Raw genomic sequence first — 15616 nt, 5'->3', positions numbered from 1 at the left:
ATGAAATTCCTGCCTGCTACCAAAAGTAACCGTTGGTTTATCTGGATGGCTGTTTATGGTGTTTTTCTGTGGCTGCTTTTCATTCTGCACAGATTCGTTATGATGGCTCATACATTGGATGTCACACTCTTGCTGCGCTTCGCACTCTTTTCCATTGTCGTATCTGGTATCATTAACGCCTTAGCGTGGTTCGGAGCTCGTCTACTCTGGTTAATCACTACAACAGGAATAATCATCGGCTCAGTAATTATGCTAAGCTACACCTATAGAGAGATGTCCGGTTGGGAGGATCTCGCGGGATTCCTAGCTTTTTTCTTTTTTACATGTGGAGGATTTGCACTCGGTTTATTGGCGGAAGCAATTCGTCTGCTGGTTAAGCAGTGGCCGAAAGCTTGAACGGAGGAGATGATCGATCGTTGTCCAATTCTTTTCTAACCAAAAATGCATTGTCCCATTCTTTAAAAGAACTAATGGAACATACGTCGCTCAATAAAATTACAGTCAAACAGCTCGTGGACCATTGCGGACTAAATCGACAAACTTTCTATTATCATTTTCAAGATATATTTGATTTACTCGGTTGGATCTATAAGACTGAGGCTGTAGAGAGCATCGCCCAGTATCGTAGCTACAGTACGTGGACGGACGGTTTTTATAGAATCTTCTGCTATATCGAACGAAATAAAACCTTTTGCTGCAACACCTTGAACTCACTGGGCAGAAATCATCTGGATGCGTATCTATACGAAGTGACGAATGATCTCATTATGGGTGTCATAAACGAACTGTCCGCCGGGATGGAGGTTAGCCACGAAGATAAACATTTCATTGCTAACTTCTATACACTGGCCTTCACAGGCCTTGTCATTCAGTGGATGAGAGACGGGATGAAGGAGCATCCGGATCACATTATTGAGAAGCTAAGTGTACTCATTGAGGGGAATTTTCTAAAAGCTTTGCACAAATATGAGAACAAGCCGTTGTAACCTTTGGGTTCAGCGGTTTTTTTGTCTAAAAACTAGACACATAGACCGTAATGACTAAAATCCATACACTCTAAAAGGATTGATTATACCTTCAAAATTGGAGTTGGTTTACATTAAGAGTGTGATTATTTCAACAACAACTTGGAGGCGACCATTGTGAAAAAAGAGTACGGTAATAAACAGGTTTATTTTGTCGGTGGCGGAATTGCATCCTTAGCGGGCGCGGCTTACCTGGTCAGAGACTGTGACTTTCCGGGACAGAACATTCACATTATTGAAGAGATGAAGATTCTCGGTGGCAGCAACGACGGCGCAGGTGACGCTGAGCACGGTTATGTCATTCGCGGTGGCCGGATGCTCAACGATGAGACCTATGAGAATACATGGGATCTACTCATGTCGATTCCCTCCCTCGACCATCCTGAGAAATCCGTTAGAGAAGAGATTATAGAATTCGATACCGCCAATCCAACACATGCTAACGCTAGACTCGTTAACCGCAACGGTGAGGTGGAAGATGTATTATCCATGGGCTTCGATATGGCTGACCGGCTTGCGATGGGTAAATTGATTATTACACCGGAAGAAAAAATGGGAAAAGCTCGGATTAACGACTGGTTTGGTCCACACTTTTTCACCACGAACTTCTGGTATATGTGGGCTACTACTTTCGCCTTCCAACCTTGGCATAGCGCGGTAGAGCTTAAACGATATATGATTCGCTTCGTTCATGAGTTCCCAAGAATTCAAACCCTGGAAGGCGTAACCCGCACTCCATATAACCAGTATGATTCCATCATCTTACCTATGCACAAATATCTCGAAGGCTTTGGTGTAGACTTTACATTGAAATGTACAGTAACTGACCTGCAGTTCAAAGACGGAGATGGCATTACCGTAACCCAAATGAACGTCCTGCGCCAAGGTGTCCCAGACGTTATTAACATAAGCGAAGACGATATCGTAATCGTCACGAACGGCTCCATGACTGAAGGATCAAGCCTTGGATCCATGACCTCTGTCCCACGTCTCAATGGGAAAGGTAGCTCATGGAAGTTATGGGAGAACATCGCTGCCAAAAAACCAGGTCTCGGCAATCCATCCTCCTTCGATGATCATATCGATGGTTCGAAATGGGAGTCCTTTACCGTGACCTTCCAAGATTCCAAATTCTTCGATCTTATGGAGAAATTCACTCGCAATCGTGCGGGTACTGGCGCATTGGTTACCTTTAAAGATTCAAGCTGGATAATGTCCGTTGTCTTAGCCTTCCAACCGCATTTCCGCAATCAACCAGAACATGTAAAAGTATTCTGGGGTTACGGTTTGTACCCTGACAACGTAGGAGACTTCGTGAAGAAGAAAATGAGTGAATGTACCGGTGAAGAAATTATGGAAGAATTAATCGGTCATCTTCATTTCGAAGAACATAAGGACGAGATCATGGCAACTGCTAATTGTATTCCATGTATGATGCCTTATATCACTTCACAATTCATGCCTAGATTAAATAGTGACCGACCTAAAGTAGTTCCTGAAGGCTCCACTAACCTTGCCTTCGTTGGCCAATATTGCGAAATTCCAGATGATGTTGTATTCACGGAAGAATACTCTATCCGAGCAGCAAGAACTGCAGTATACACATTGCTCGGCATTAACCGGCCTATCGAGCCAATCAATCAACATCAGTACGATGTCCGCACCTTGTTCACAAGCTTTATCACTTCTTTTAGATAAACACATCATAAAAAGACAAGCGCTCCCGGATAGATTCGGGGGCGCTTGTCTCTTTAGTGTGTAAAACAGAGCAGAGTTTCGGAATTAAAAAAAGAAGAAATGGATACTTCTCCATCTCTTCTTCTCCACACTTTACGTACTTTATATATTGCAAGATCCGTCCGCGCAGCCATCATCCGTGGATACTTCGGATTTTCCATTGCCAACCACCTGCAGCGTTGGTCCTGCTTGCTCCTCCGCCCACACGGTATCCAACACCTCTGTAAATACAGGTCCTGGCTGTGCACCAGATAACGCATATTTATTATTGAACACGAAGAATGGTACACCGGTAATATTAAGACGGCTTCCTTCTTCGATATCGCCGTTCACTTCAGCTGTGTAAGCATCTGTCTCCAGCATTTCCGCAACTTCTGCCTGATCCAGCCCTACCTCGGCAGCAAGTGTAGCAAGTACACTACGGTCTCCAAGATTCAATGAATCCGTAAAGTAGGCACGTAGCAAACGTTCGGACATTTCTGCACCTTTTCCTTTTGAGCTTGCAAAGTGACTCAGGCGATGACTATCGAAAGTATTCGTATGCTTCATCGTATCGAATTGAAAATTCAACCCCACATCTTGTGCTTGCTCAGCTAGCTGTGCGTTCATTGCTTTTGCTTTCTCAATCGTCATACCGTATTTGGAAGCCAGCATCTCATGAATACTCTTAGTCTCATTCACTTTCGCATGTGGATCCAGTTGAAAGCTGCGGAATACCACCTCTACTTGATCTCTGTTCGGGAACTGACTCAGTGCATTCTCCAAACGTCTTTTACCAATATAACAAAATGGACACGCATAATCGGACCAAATATCTATTCTCATGAAAAAAACCTCCTAATATTATTGTTCATTTGTAACTGCTGAATAAGATTGATAACTAAATATTCGTCGCTTACTATTATATAGTTAAAAACCGAAAAATACAAACTTAACTTTTATTTTCAAAAAATCTCTTTAGACCTGAACCCCAACTAAAAGTATACGAAAGTGGTATATACGCTCTTCTTCAGGAACGATAGAATCAAGGTAACCATTTCGCCGGAAGACTACATTCAGATTAGCGGACGAAAGAAGTCCTGAAGGGAGATTCAAGAAATGTATGATCTATCTATAGTGATTCCTACCCGTAACCGAATTGACGACCTTACGGTGTGCATAGAGTCCATTGGCAAGCAGACACAGCTTGAGGATATCTCCATCGAGCTATGGATTGTGGACGACGGTGAGATCCCTGAGGACAGATTAGCCTATTATCGTGAAATACTAACTGGATTACCGCAGGCTAAACTGCATTATCATCGCAAAACTAAGCCTGGTCTCTGGCTTTCCCGTTACGAAGCGCTAGGACTGATCCATGCAGAAATTATGCTTAACTTAGATGACGATGCAGAGTTAGATGACTCCTTATATATTCGACGACTGTTAGATACTTATGCAGCCGATGATTCCATAGTTGGTGTAGGTGGTGTAGCCACAGGCATACATAGTAGCATGCCAAGCAGGCTATTCGGTATGCTAACCGGACAAATGTCCGGATCACCAGGCAGATTGTCGGCAAGTATGTTTGCAGGCTCGCAATTCCTTTGGGGAGAGAAGAAGCATGTATTTGAAACTGATTTTTTTCACGGCTGCAATATGTCCTTCCGGCGCTCGGCACTACGTGATATTAAACCCTATCCATGGATGACAAGCTATTCCATAGCCGAAGATATTTATTTGTCTCATTTGGCCAGCCGCTATGGCAAGCTTGTGATTAATCCCGCCATGAAAATCATCCATCATGAGTCACCAGGCTCTCGCGATAAGACAGGCGTTGTAGCACATGCTACCGCCATCAACCACTACTATCTGCTCAACTTGCGTAAAGCTCCTTTTATGAATTATGCTGCCTTGATCTGGACACTGACTTGTCTGACGGCTAAAGCAACTCTAAAACGGAATTTCAAAGCTGTTAGCGGATATGCCAAGGGTATCCTCTTCGTATTAAATCCTCGCAAGAATAAATATAGTGAATATATGCTCGATTAAGTAGCATCGTTTACTTCTAAATCTGTAGCACCGCTCCGAATCAGGATACGGGGCTTTTTTCTATGTCGCCCGATTATATCCCTAAATGTGTCATGAAATTAATTTCCATCAACTTGTTATCTGGGGTATGATATAAATAATGTGTTTTGTTTTAGAAACTAACTTTATGGATGGTGGAATATGTTCAAGAACAAAAAAACGACGCTGATCCTCGTTGTAATCGTCATCGCCCTCATAGCTGTCGGCGCTTGGCTAATTACTAAGGATAAGGACGATAAAACAGCGGGAACTACGGGTAGCGCAACAACATCCGGAAAAGGAGAGGAAAAGTCTCTCTCTCAAACCTTTTATATTTATGACACTGTTGTGAATATCAAAGTGTTCGGTGCTACAGTAGAACAGAAAAATATGGATGATATCCAGCAGATGCTGGAGCGAATGGATATGGAGCTTAGCCGCACCAAAGAAGGTGGAGAGACTTACGCAGTCAATCAGGCAGCAGGAAAAGAAGCGGTTGTTGTTTCTGACGAGACCCTGGATGTAATTAAACAATCCATACAATACGCAAAGGAAATGGACGGGCTATTTGATCCTACAATCGGTCCGTTAATCGATCTTTGGAATATCGGTAGCGGTGGAGATAAGGTCCCTCCCCAAGCTGAAATTGATAAAGCGAAGAGCCTAACCAATTACAAGGACGTTGAAATTGATGAAGCTGCGAAAACTGTAAAGCTGATGAAGGAAAATATGGTGCTAGATCTGGGCGGCATTGGTAAAGGTTATGCTGCTGACCGTATCGCTGATTATTTGAAAGAGCAAGGTCTAAATAGCGCTATGATTAACCTCGGAGGCAGCAGCATTATTGCACTCGGTAAGAAGCCAAACGGAACGGAATGGAATATCGGATTGCAGGATCCAGATCAAAGCCGTGGCACACAGCTAGGAACCATTAAAATCTCAGATGAGGTCATCGATGCTTCTGGTGTTTACGAACGGTATTTTATGCAGGACAATATTCGTTACCATCATATCCTTGATCCACGCACAGGATATCCCTCACAGAACGGTCTCAAAAGCCTTACCATTATGAGCCCGAATGCAACAGATGCGGATGCCTTATCCACTGGGGTATTCCTGATGGGAATCGAGGAGGGCATGAAATATCTTGAAGCTTTACCTGATGATGTTGAAGCTTTCTTTATTACCGACGACAACAAAATCTATGCCACCAAAGGCATAAAAGAAAGAATGAACCTGACAGACCCAACGTACAGCTTCGCAGAGTAAACGAAAAAAGCTTCTCCCATTGAGCCTAAGCTGGCTTTCAAGGGAGCAAGCTTTTTTTGATAGAAGGAGCGAGATTTATGAGCCTTGTGAAACCCCTACCTTCCATAGCGGCGGGCTATCGTCATACCGCCCTCCTTAAATCAGACGGCACGGTGACGGCTGTAGGTGATAATAAATATGGCCAATGTGATGTAAGTGACTGGTGCGATATGATAGCCGTTGCGGCGGGTAATGCTCATACCGGTAATGCTCATACCATCGGGCTTAAATCAGATGGTACGGTGGCGGCTGTGGGTTGGAATAAGTATGACCAATGCGATGTAAGCGGCTGGGCTGATATTGTGGCGGTAGCCGCGGGTTGGCGTCGTACCGTCGGACTTAAATCGGATGGCACGGTAGTTGCTGTGGGTCGAAATAATGAAGGCCAATGCAATGTAAACGACTGGCGTGATATAGTAGCAGTTGCAGCGGGTGATTGGCATACCGTTGGGCTTAAAACGGACAGCACGGTGACAATTGTGGGTAATAATCGGTATGGCCAACGCAATGTAAATGATTGGCATGACATAGTAGCTATAGCAGCGGGTTACCTTCATACCGTCGGTCTTAAATCGGACGGTACGGTAGTTGCTACGGGTCGAAATCATGAAGGCCAATGCAATGTAAGCGGCTGGCATAATATTGTGGCTATATCGGCAGGTAGTCATCATACCATCGGTCTTAAATCAGACGGTACAGTGGTTGCTGTGGGTTGGAATAAGCACGGCGAATGCAATATAAGTGGCTGGCGCGATATGGTGGCAGTTGCGGCAGGTTGCACTCATACCATCGGTCTTAAATCGGACGGTACGGTGGTTGCTGTGGGTAACAACGAACATGGACAATGCGATGTAAGCGGGTGGTGCGGCATCCAACTATCTGGAAATTAGTTATAAAAAAATGAAAGCCATGCGCAGATTTCTCTCGCATGGCTTACTAATATCTTTGGAGGACTTGTTCTCTCACACAAGAGGAAGCTCGCCAAATTCCTTATAATTAGTAAAAATATAACTAGGCTTATGATCCGTAGCCGGTTGTCTGCCTCTCGGATTGTACCAGCAAACCTTCCATCCAGCCGCAAGTGCTCCAACTACATCGTTAGCCCAAGTATCCCCTATATAAAGCGAATTGTCCGCCATAGTACCCGTCTTTTGGTTTACGTGTATGAATATTTCCGGGTCCGGTTTAGCAAGACCTACAGCATCAGAAATAAAGATCATGTCCTCGGGAATAATCTGATCTAAGCCTAGCCCACGAATCTTACTCATCTGATGATCCTTCGGTCCATTCGTAATTATGCCTACCTTATGACCGTCTGCAATAAATCGTTCAAGATGCTCACGCACGCCATCAATCATCTGAATCGTATATTGACGTCCAATATATGCCGCTTGAACCGCTGTGGCTTGATCACGATCAATCTGCAAACCATACTCGGCAAAAGCAAGCTCCAAACGGCGCACCCTCGTCTCTTCAAGCGGAATCTCACCGCGCAAATACATCGGCCACAACACATCGCTATGATGTCTCACTTTATAAAATAATTCAGCAAAGTCCAGACTACTCTCATCTGGGCTGAGCACTTCCCGTACCGCTTCTTTAAATGGTACCAGATGATCATACAACGTATCATCGAGGTCAAAAAAGATTGCCAACTTATGACTTGTTTCCACTTTAACGCCCCTTACTCGTCTTTCTCTCTAGCTGCTTTAGAAAAAAAGGTTATAGGTAAAAAATTCATCATCCCGAATGTAGCCATGCGCTTCATATAACCGCTGCGCCCCCACATTCTCCGTCATCGTTGTCAGGGATAAGCCCTTCGTATTCGTAGAGACCGCATAATCTCTAGCACTTTCCAGCAGCATAGCACCTAGCCCTTGCCCTCGGATTTCTGCAGTAACGAACAAATCATTCAGTATCCAGAGGCGCTCCATCGTAACCGATGAAAAAGAAGGATAGAGCTGTGTGAAGCCCCGCGCGCGTTTCTCATCGCCTTCCCCCTCAACCACCATAAGGATCACAGATTCATTCAGCTTTAGTCTGTCGGCTAAGAAGACGCGTGCACCTTCCCGATCTGAGGCTGCTCTATAAAATACTCGATACTCATCAAATAATGGGATGAGCCGTTCTAAATCATCCAGAACCACTCGTTCTATCCGATAATTATTCATCATCAGTGCTCACTTTCCGGCTTCGCCCGTTTTAACCTCATTGTAAATGGTTACCGAGCCGTTCACCATGGAGAGAACGCCGAATGATTTGGACAATTGAGCCTTATTCCTTTGAATCGTAGAACACATGCCGGGCACTAACTTTACCCGCTTCGATATCTAAAATTCCGAAAGAATACAATTTCTCACGCCGCTTATCTGTAGGAGAACCTGGATTAAATAGCAGGATACCATTCTCCTCTCTTAGCAAGGGCTGATGTGAATGACCAAAGAGAATACAATCCACCTCATCATTCGCAAAAGCAAGCAGTGCGTTCCCATCCGTTCCTTTACGGGAATGTGGCGTATGTCCATGTACCATGCCAATCCGGATTCCTTCAAGGGTAATGATCTTGCGCTCTCCGAAACGCGCAATGATCTCATCGCCATCATTATTTCCAGCAATCCCCTCTACCGGTGCTAGTTCTGACAGTAAATCATAGATTCCCATACTCACCCAATCACCGAGATGCAAGATTAAATCCACATTTTGAAACTCTGCTATCAACGCCTTTGGCAGAGACTTAGCCATTCTTGACATATGTGTATCAGATACGACTCCTACTTTCATAAATCTCAGCTCCTAATCTATCATCCTCAACTTTGGTTATCATACTTATTCATAAATCTAATATTCAAATAATTGTACGATTTGCTTAAGCGAGAAGCAAGTTCTGTGACTTCCTCCACTCCGCAGCTAGTTCTCCCGATCCTGCCAATTCCACAGCCTTACTTCCCCAACATGCATTCTGCTGACCCATCTTTCTTCCTTCAGTTTGAGCAGTTCTTTCACCGGACCGGTTACAACAGCTCCATAGAGCTTAACTCCATTCTTCTCTATATAACTAATGGAATCATCCAGATCAATGAATGGAATCACCCTTTTGGAGATGGATTTATACTCCTGCATCAAGTGCAGCGTCTTGAGGAAGTTCGCATTACGCAGTTCACCATCCCCATATGACTCAACAGATGGAGAAATACTCGAACGGCTAGTCACCCCTCCGAACCATCCTCGCTTCTCCCTCGATTCCTGCGTCACTTTCATATCATCCGCATGCCAAATTGGCATATATGGAAAACCTAATGGATCATTAACTACTGGCTGTCGTGTCCGTGGACCGGTATCTGCCGCAAACCACAAAGGCTGAAGATTCTTAGGCTCAAACTTCTTCAACAGCTCATCTGTCGTAAATAATTTGTCAAAAGACAAGTATGCTTCCGCTACCGTCCCCTCAGGGAGCTTCTCTAATCTCTCCCACTCACTGCTATCATCCATACTATTTGCCGCATCCTTCTTCCCCTGTGGATATACAAAGTAATAACCAACACTTCTACTCTCATTCGTCCAGGAATAGTTGTAGAGCCTAGCCCAGCCAAATAGAAGCTTTATTGAATAATCTCCGACAGTGATTTGTTCATCTCCCACTTGTTTCTCTATCTTACTTGTCAGATTCATACTAAAAAATGGACCGGTACCACTGCTCAAATGTACAATCGTATTCGGCTGTGAGACAGCAATAGCGGAAGAAACAACATCACGGTATTTCTCTACTCTCTCCCCAGTACCATAAAATATCGCACTGATAATACTGCAAATAATCATGAAAATTAAGAACGCAGAAATTACCGTGAAAGTATTCGATATACGGGCTCTCCATTTACCGCGGCGGATGATCTTTTTTTCCTTGCCAGATCTGTCTCTTTTACTCTTTCCGTATTTTATGCTCTTATCCTCACTTGAAGCGGGCTTTTCTTCCCCCATGAGTTCATCCAGATAAGCCTGATAAGCTTCCATCTTCTCCAGTTCGCGCTCTACTACATCCCTATCCTCGTCAGCAAGGGTACCTTCGCCGTACCTTCTTAACTTCTCCTTGAACTCCTCACTCATGTTCATTCCTCCTCCGCTCTGCTTCACGCAGCTTCTGTCTAGCCCGAAAAATCAATATCTTATATTGGGACAGACCCACATTCATAATGTCCGATGCCTCCAGATAACTAAGACCATGAAAATCATGTAGCAGCAGTGCATGCCTCTGATTGTCCGGTAGCTCACCTATCGCAATCCTCATTTCTTCCCAACGTTCCTGCCGAAGCAGCGTGCTTTCCGTGGTATCTGGATGGGCGAGCTGTTTAAAAAAATCCTCACTCTGAACAGTACTGCGTCCTTCCTTCCGCTTATAATCTACGAAGGCATTGTACGCGACACGGAACAACCACGGCTTAATCTTCTCGTCTTTACAATCCTCCAAATATAAATAAGCACGGTAAAAGGTCTCCTGCATTAAATCTTCGGCCGCGTGATGATCACCACAAAGGGAGCGCAAATAGCGGTAAATATCCATCACATACATCTGATATATTTCATCCAGTGAATTTCGCTTCATGCACTCCCCCCTTAACCTAACCACGTATACTCGCATAAAAAGTTACAGCTAAATTTAGCAACTAGTATGAATATACCAGTATTTTTATGGAAGAATGCGAAAAAAAGCCCGCTGACAAGGAGGTTAACTCCTGCCAACAGGCTTGTTAATAATTATCTGAATATTCATTGATCATTCAATTCCCCAGGTTACTCTGCTTACAGAACAACCTCAACTTCTTTGAGCATTTCACTAACAGAGATTAAACCGCCACCGGATAAGTACCAGTAGTTAGGATCAAGGTAAATGATTTTACCGTTTTTAAAAGCATTTGTGTTCTTCACGAGATCGTTCTCAACTGCATCCTTCGCTGAACCGGATTTGCTGCCATCACTCTTCACAGCCGCATCTCTATCTACTACGAACAGATAATCCGGATTCTTGTCGGCTACATATTCGTAAGATACGCTTTGACCATGAGTGGATACTTCGATTTTATCATCCGCTTGTGCAAATCCGAATACATCATGGATAATACCAAAACGTGAACCTGAACCATAAGCACTGATTTTTCCTTCATTGGCAAGAATGATAAGAGATTTTTTACCATCGGCTTTAGCTTTCTCATTCAGAGCTTTAACGGAGTCAGTAATAGTCGCAAGCTCAGCTTCTACTTCAGCTTCCTTGCCAAAAATTTGGCCCAGCGTCTTCACATTTTTCGTGAAGGATTCCATATAATTCGCATTATCTACAGCAACGTACAATGTAGGTGCAATTTTGCTGAATTCATCATAAGAATCTTGCTGTCTGCCGGAAATGATGATCAGATCAGGAGAAAGACTATTTATTTTTTCGAAGTCAGGCTCTTTCAAACCACCGACATTCTCATATTTGGCATCGCTATATTTAGAGAGATAAGAGGGTACATTGCTTTGAGGCACTCCAGTCACCTCTACGCCCAGTTTATCCAAAGTATCGAGTGTACCGAAGTCAAATACAACCACTTTCTGCGGATTAGTCTTAATCGTAATTTCTCCAAGTTCATGCTTAATAGTAAGCTCTTTGGATTCTGTATTCGGTGCAGTAGTAGCCTCTGTATTGCCTGCCGCTGCTGTATTATTATTTGAAGTTGCTGCATTATTGGAGCCACAGGCCGCCAAGATTACGGCAAGAAACACTGTCATGATTAGTAAAGATACGTTCTTCTTCAAAATATTCACCCCTATAATTTATAGTCAAGCTATTTGAATTATTCGCGTATACGTCAAGAAGCTGGCGCCTATCACTTCTAGCGTTACGTCATAATAATTTCCGAATATAAGCGGCGTCTTGTTTAAAAATAGACACCAATTTTACGACCACCTATTGTTTCTATAGGGATATCCATGTCATATACATCCCTAAGCACTGCTGTATCAATAATTTCATCCACCGTACCCGATGAAGCTACCCGCCCATTCTTGAGCGCTACAATGTAGTCAGAGTAACAAGAAGCGAAATTAATATCATGAATGACGAGCACAATCGTCTTGCCCTTCTCTTCTACCAATCGGCGTAACACCTTCATAATTTGTACAGAATGCTTCATATCCAGGTTGTTGAGTGGTTCATCGAGTAAAATATACTCGGTATCCTGAGCCATAACCATCGCAATATATGCTCTCTGACGTTGTCCACCGCTAAGCTGATCAATATATTTATCCTGCATCTCTTGAAGGTCCATGTAAGCAATCGCTTCGTCAACGAACGCTCGATCCTCAGGTGTGAGCTTTCCCTGTGAATAAGGGAACCTTCCGAAAGAAACAAGTTCCTTTACGGTAAGGCGTACGCTGATATGATTGGACTGCTTTAGTACCGATATTTTACGAGCAAGCTCATTACTCTTACAGCTGCCAATTTCCTTCCCTTCAATCAGTACTTCCCCTGCGTCTTTAGAGATAAGTCTACTGATCATGGAGAGCAACGTGCTTTTACCAGCTCCGTTAGGGCCGATAAACGAGGTGATTGCACCCTTTTTAATGGTTAAAGACACATCATCTACAACGGTTACTCCGCCATAACGCTTGCTTACATGCTTAACTTCTACCACGACTTATTCTCCTTTAACAGCAGATAGACAAAGTAGACGCCACCTGCAAAATTAATGATTACACTAACCGTAGTAGTGAATCCAAACACACGTTCAACTAGAAACTGTCCCCCGACAAGCGCAATAATACTTAGCAAAATCGTGCCGGGAATCAGATAGGAATGCTTATACGTACGGAACAACTGATGCCCCACATTGGCTACTAGTAAACCCAAGAAAGTAATCGGCCCCACTAAAGCCGTTGATATTGAAACGTAGATGGATACAATTACTAACAATCTTTTGACTACATAGTCATAATTGATCCCTAAGTTAATGGCTTCATCTTTTCCTAAAGAAATAACATCTAAATACTTCACAAATCGCATGAAATACAGCGTAGTTAGCGCTAGAACAACTGTAGACAATATCAGTAGATCACTGCTGACGTTGTTGAAGCTGGCGAACATTTTTCCTTGTAGAATCAGGAATTCATTCGGATCAATGAGCACTTCCATAAAAGAAGATGCACTCTGGAACATCGTCCCCATAATAAGTCCTACGAGCAGCAGGAAGTATATGTTTTGACCCTCTCTGCGGAACATTAGCTTATACAGCACACCTGAGAACAGAACCATGGTGCAAGCTGAGAACAAGAAATTCACATTTTTATTCATAAACGTCATATTGGATGAGCCTAGGGCGTATACACCGAACGTCTGGATCAACATGTACAAAGAGTCTAGCCCCAGAATACTAGGTGTCAAAATCCGATTGTTCGTAATGCTCTGAAAAACTACGGTAGAGACAGCTATCACCGCTCCGGTAATTAAAATGGCCGCCAGCTTTCTCCCCCGACTGGGTAGAACATAATCCCAATTTCCCATAACATGATAGGTCATAAACAAGACGATGAGAGCAACAGCGCTTAAGGATAATATAGTTAGTTTCGTCTTCATCACTAATTCGCCTTTCTTCTCATCAGCAAGTAGATAAATAGACCACTTCCGATGACGCCTACCGTGAGACTGATGGATATTTCGTATGGATATATAATGAGCCTGCCCAGAATATCACAGAACAGGAGGAACACCGCACCGAGAATGGCAGTATGCGCCAGATTTTTTTTCAAGTTGTCGCCTATGTATAGCGTTACTATGTTAGGTACAACAAGACCCAGGAATGGAATCGTACCTACGGTTAAAATAACAACAGAAGAGATTAACGCTACAATCACCAATCCTACGTTCACTACCGCTTTGTAGTTCATACCGAGATTGACGGAGAAATCCTCCCCCATACCGGCAACGGTGAACTTATTGGCGAAAACATACGCAAGAATGACAAGTGGGATACTGATATAGATTAATTCGTATTGACCCTTAATAATCGTTGAGAAATCGCCAAGCATCCAAGACGAGATATTCTGAACCAAATCATTTTTGTAAGCAAAAAATGTAGTAATCGAGCCTACAATGTTCCCGAACATGAGTCCGACCAGGGGGATAAAAATACTATCCTTGAACTTGATCCGATCTAAGATTCTCATAAATATAAATGTTCCCAGTAGGGCAAAAACAAAAGCAACGAGCAGCTTCTGCATCGGTGTCGCCCCTGTGAACAGCATCAGGGACACGAGAATACCGAATTTCGCGGAATCCATCGTGCCCGCCGTAGTGGGAGAAACGAATTTATTTCGTGATAATTGCTGCATAATTAATCCGGCAATACTCATGCTTACACCAGCTATAATCAGTGCAGCTAAGCGTGGAATCCGGCTGACTAGCAGAGTCTGCATCTGAGATTCTGTAAGCGAAAAAAGATCCAAAGGTGAAATGTCTTTTACGCCTATAAACAAAGATATAAATGAGAATACTATTAGAAGTAGGGACAAATATTTTAGTTTCATGAGTTGTTCCTTATCTGTTTAATAGTTAAATAGTTTGAGAAATAGATGATATGATCGGTATTGATAATGATTTTCATTTGCACTATGTTCGATTATACCTAAGCCCACTTTGAGGGTCAACCCTTTCGTATAGTAAAATTTAAAACAATTGATTTTTATAAATAACATTAAAAAAGAGACACCCTAATAGGCATCTCTTTATCACATGATCTATTTCCGCTAGCTATAGCAGTTATTTATACTTGTGCCAATCCTGATTACTGTTCTCCAACAGATGTGCAAAATCATTTTCAAGCCGCTTTTGCTCAGCTTTTCGCTGATCTTCAACCGCTTTACGAGCAGCTTCCTTGCGGTCATTCTCTTCCGCTTTCAACGCATCAGATTGCGCCTTCAGCTTTCCAAGAACATCACTGCTCAACAGGTCTTTTAGCGTAGCTGGTCCATCGGTCGCAGCAGGACGCGGAGTGGTAGGCATTTTCTTTTTTTTAGCCACTGTCAATCATCCCTTCTAGTTATGAATTAAATTGGAATTTGTTTAAATTATTGGTCTTTTCGTTTATAATGTTCACTAAGAGGTGAGCCATATGAAGTCCACTGATTTATGTCCCCAGCTACAAAAAAGTATGGATATTATCGGCAGGCGTTGGACAGGTTTAATTATCTACCAGCTCCTCCAAGGACCGCAACGTTTCAATGTGATTGAAGCAGCCTTGCCCATCAGCGGAAGATTGCTCTCCGAACGACTTAAAGAGCTGGAACTGGAAGGGATTGTCCTTCGAGAAGTATTCCCTGAGACACCTGTGCGAATCCAATATTCCTTAACGGATAAAGGACTTGCCCTGGAGACAGTTATCCGGGATTTGCAGCGTTGGTCAAAAATATGGATTGATTGTGACACAAATAGCGTAAGCTCAACACTCAAAATGTAAGCGTTTCAATTGTGG

General features: G+C 43.3%; 18 protein-coding genes. 7 read left to right on the top strand and 11 right to left on the bottom strand.

Annotation, left to right across the window (positions count from 1 at the left end; translation table 11 throughout):
- The 3 genes from MHI27_RS06460 to MHI27_RS06450 all read left to right on the top strand — a co-directional run bounded on the left by MHI27_RS06460 (position 1) and on the right by MHI27_RS06450 (position 2723).
- Positions 1–396: a hypothetical protein gene (locus MHI27_RS06460; RefSeq protein WP_405175861.1), complete on the top strand. Its 396-nt coding sequence runs from the start codon at positions 1–3 to the stop codon at positions 394–396.
- 20 nt (positions 397–416) lie between these two features.
- Positions 417–986, top strand: a complete 570-nt coding sequence (locus MHI27_RS06455) for a TetR-like C-terminal domain-containing protein (RefSeq protein ID WP_042125036.1) — start codon at positions 417–419, stop codon at positions 984–986.
- Positions 987–1142: 156 nt separating this feature from the next.
- Positions 1143–2723: an oleate hydratase gene (locus MHI27_RS06450; protein WP_405175860.1), complete on the top strand. Its 1581-nt coding sequence runs from the start codon at positions 1143–1145 to the stop codon at positions 2721–2723.
- Between the two features lie 141 nt (positions 2724–2864).
- Here MHI27_RS06450 and MHI27_RS06445 read toward each other — a convergent pair whose 3' ends face one another.
- Complete coding sequence (locus tag MHI27_RS06445; protein ID WP_076284124.1) at positions 2865–3587, bottom strand: DsbA family oxidoreductase; 723 nt, start codon at positions 3585–3587, stop codon at positions 2865–2867.
- Positions 3588–3860: 273 nt separating this feature from the next.
- On the opposite strand from MHI27_RS06445, the gene MHI27_RS06440 reads away from it, so the two are divergent.
- From MHI27_RS06440 to MHI27_RS06430, 3 genes are all read left to right on the top strand, one after another.
- A complete protein-coding gene (locus MHI27_RS06440; RefSeq protein ID WP_405175859.1) occupies positions 3861–4793 on the top strand; it encodes a glycosyltransferase family 2 protein in 933 nt (310 codons plus the stop codon).
- Between the two features lie 180 nt (positions 4794–4973).
- Positions 4974–6080, top strand: coding sequence for an FAD:protein FMN transferase (locus tag MHI27_RS06435; protein WP_076284122.1), 1107 nt, complete (start codon positions 4974–4976; stop codon positions 6078–6080).
- Positions 6081–6157: 77 nt separating this feature from the next.
- Positions 6158–7009, top strand: a complete 852-nt coding sequence (locus MHI27_RS06430) for an RCC1 domain-containing protein (protein ID WP_405175858.1) — start codon at positions 6158–6160, stop codon at positions 7007–7009.
- Between the two features lie 72 nt (positions 7010–7081).
- Here MHI27_RS06430 and MHI27_RS06425 read toward each other — a convergent pair whose 3' ends face one another.
- From MHI27_RS06425 to MHI27_RS06380, 10 genes are all read right to left on the bottom strand, one after another.
- Positions 7082–7792 (bottom strand): HAD family hydrolase, encoded by a 711-nt coding sequence (locus MHI27_RS06425; protein WP_405175857.1) that lies wholly within the window; start codon positions 7790–7792, stop codon positions 7082–7084.
- 36 nt (positions 7793–7828) lie between these two features.
- On the bottom strand, positions 7829–8293 hold the full coding sequence (locus MHI27_RS06420; protein WP_405175856.1) for a GNAT family N-acetyltransferase: 465 nt from the start codon (positions 8291–8293) through the stop codon (positions 7829–7831).
- 100 nt (positions 8294–8393) lie between these two features.
- Positions 8394–8900 carry a metallophosphoesterase gene (locus MHI27_RS06415; protein ID WP_042185664.1) on the bottom strand — a complete coding sequence of 169 codons (507 nt, stop codon included), beginning with the start codon at positions 8898–8900 and terminating at the stop codon, positions 8394–8396.
- A 126-nt stretch (positions 8901–9026) separates the two neighbouring features.
- On the bottom strand, positions 9027–10220 hold the full coding sequence (locus tag MHI27_RS06410; protein ID WP_405175855.1) for an anti-sigma factor: 1194 nt from the start codon (positions 10218–10220) through the stop codon (positions 9027–9029).
- Positions 10213–10716: a sigma-70 family RNA polymerase sigma factor gene (locus MHI27_RS06405; protein WP_042185661.1), complete on the bottom strand. Its 504-nt coding sequence runs from the start codon at positions 10714–10716 to the stop codon at positions 10213–10215. The genes MHI27_RS06410 and MHI27_RS06405 overlap by 8 nt, the downstream gene beginning before the upstream one ends.
- A 197-nt stretch (positions 10717–10913) precedes the next feature.
- On the bottom strand, positions 10914–11906 hold the full coding sequence (locus MHI27_RS06400) for a siderophore ABC transporter substrate-binding protein (RefSeq protein ID WP_269321807.1): 993 nt from the start codon (positions 11904–11906) through the stop codon (positions 10914–10916).
- A 122-nt stretch (positions 11907–12028) separates the two neighbouring features.
- Entirely contained in the window at positions 12029–12784 is a 756-nt protein-coding gene (locus tag MHI27_RS06395; protein ID WP_042185659.1) for an ABC transporter ATP-binding protein, read from the bottom strand.
- Complete coding sequence (locus MHI27_RS06390; protein WP_405175854.1) at positions 12778–13722, bottom strand: iron chelate uptake ABC transporter family permease subunit; 945 nt, start codon at positions 13720–13722, stop codon at positions 12778–12780. Before MHI27_RS06390 ends, MHI27_RS06395 begins: the two co-directional genes overlap by 7 nt.
- Positions 13723–13724: 2 nt before the next feature.
- Complete coding sequence (locus MHI27_RS06385) at positions 13725–14672, bottom strand: ABC transporter permease (RefSeq protein ID WP_042125010.1); 948 nt, start codon at positions 14670–14672, stop codon at positions 13725–13727.
- A 232-nt stretch (positions 14673–14904) separates the two neighbouring features.
- Positions 14905–15147: a YqkE family protein gene (locus tag MHI27_RS06380; protein WP_143759304.1), complete on the bottom strand. Its 243-nt coding sequence runs from the start codon at positions 15145–15147 to the stop codon at positions 14905–14907.
- Between the two features lie 109 nt (positions 15148–15256).
- Between MHI27_RS06380 and MHI27_RS06375 the strand changes: the two genes are divergently transcribed.
- Positions 15257–15601, top strand: a complete 345-nt coding sequence (locus MHI27_RS06375; protein WP_042185654.1) for a helix-turn-helix domain-containing protein — start codon at positions 15257–15259, stop codon at positions 15599–15601.
- Positions 15602–15616: the final 15 nt, after the last annotated feature.

The sequence above is a fragment of the Paenibacillus sp. FSL H8-0261 genome, assembly GCF_045040645.1.
Classification (GTDB): domain Bacteria; phylum Bacillota; class Bacilli; order Paenibacillales; family Paenibacillaceae; genus Paenibacillus_AQ.
Note: the sequence above shows the minus strand (reverse complement) of the source record. Positions and strands in the feature narration are given on the sequence as shown.

Excerpts from the sequence above, each read along its gene's own strand:
- MHI27_RS06460 (WP_405175861.1), top strand. The coding sequence starts at position 1 with ATGAAATTCCTGCCTGCTACCAAAAGTAACCGTTGGTTTATCTGGATG.
- MHI27_RS06445 (WP_076284124.1), bottom strand. The coding sequence starts at position 3,587 with ATGAGAATAGATATTTGGTCCGATTATGCGTGTCCATTTTGTTATATT.
- MHI27_RS06440 (WP_405175859.1), top strand. The coding sequence starts at position 3,861 with ATGTATGATCTATCTATAGTGATTCCTACCCGTAACCGAATTGACGAC.
- MHI27_RS06435 (WP_076284122.1), top strand. The coding sequence starts at position 4,974 with ATGTTCAAGAACAAAAAAACGACGCTGATCCTCGTTGTAATCGTCATC.
- MHI27_RS06430 (WP_405175858.1), top strand. The coding sequence starts at position 6,158 with ATGAGCCTTGTGAAACCCCTACCTTCCATAGCGGCGGGCTATCGTCAT.
- MHI27_RS06420 (WP_405175856.1), bottom strand. The coding sequence starts at position 8,293 with ATGATGAATAATTATCGGATAGAACGAGTGGTTCTGGATGATTTAGAA.
- MHI27_RS06415 (WP_042185664.1), bottom strand. The coding sequence starts at position 8,900 with ATGAAAGTAGGAGTCGTATCTGATACACATATGTCAAGAATGGCTAAG.
- MHI27_RS06410 (WP_405175855.1), bottom strand. The coding sequence starts at position 10,220 with ATGAGTGAGGAGTTCAAGGAGAAGTTAAGAAGGTACGGCGAAGGTACC.
- MHI27_RS06405 (WP_042185661.1), bottom strand. The coding sequence starts at position 10,716 with ATGAAGCGAAATTCACTGGATGAAATATATCAGATGTATGTGATGGAT.
- MHI27_RS06390 (WP_405175854.1), bottom strand. The coding sequence starts at position 13,722 with ATGAAGACGAAACTAACTATATTATCCTTAAGCGCTGTTGCTCTCATC.
- MHI27_RS06385 (WP_042125010.1), bottom strand. The coding sequence starts at position 14,672 with ATGAAACTAAAATATTTGTCCCTACTTCTAATAGTATTCTCATTTATA.
- MHI27_RS06380 (WP_143759304.1), bottom strand. The coding sequence starts at position 15,147 with ATGCCTACCACTCCGCGTCCTGCTGCGACCGATGGACCAGCTACGCTA.
- MHI27_RS06375 (WP_042185654.1), top strand. The coding sequence starts at position 15,257 with ATGAAGTCCACTGATTTATGTCCCCAGCTACAAAAAAGTATGGATATT.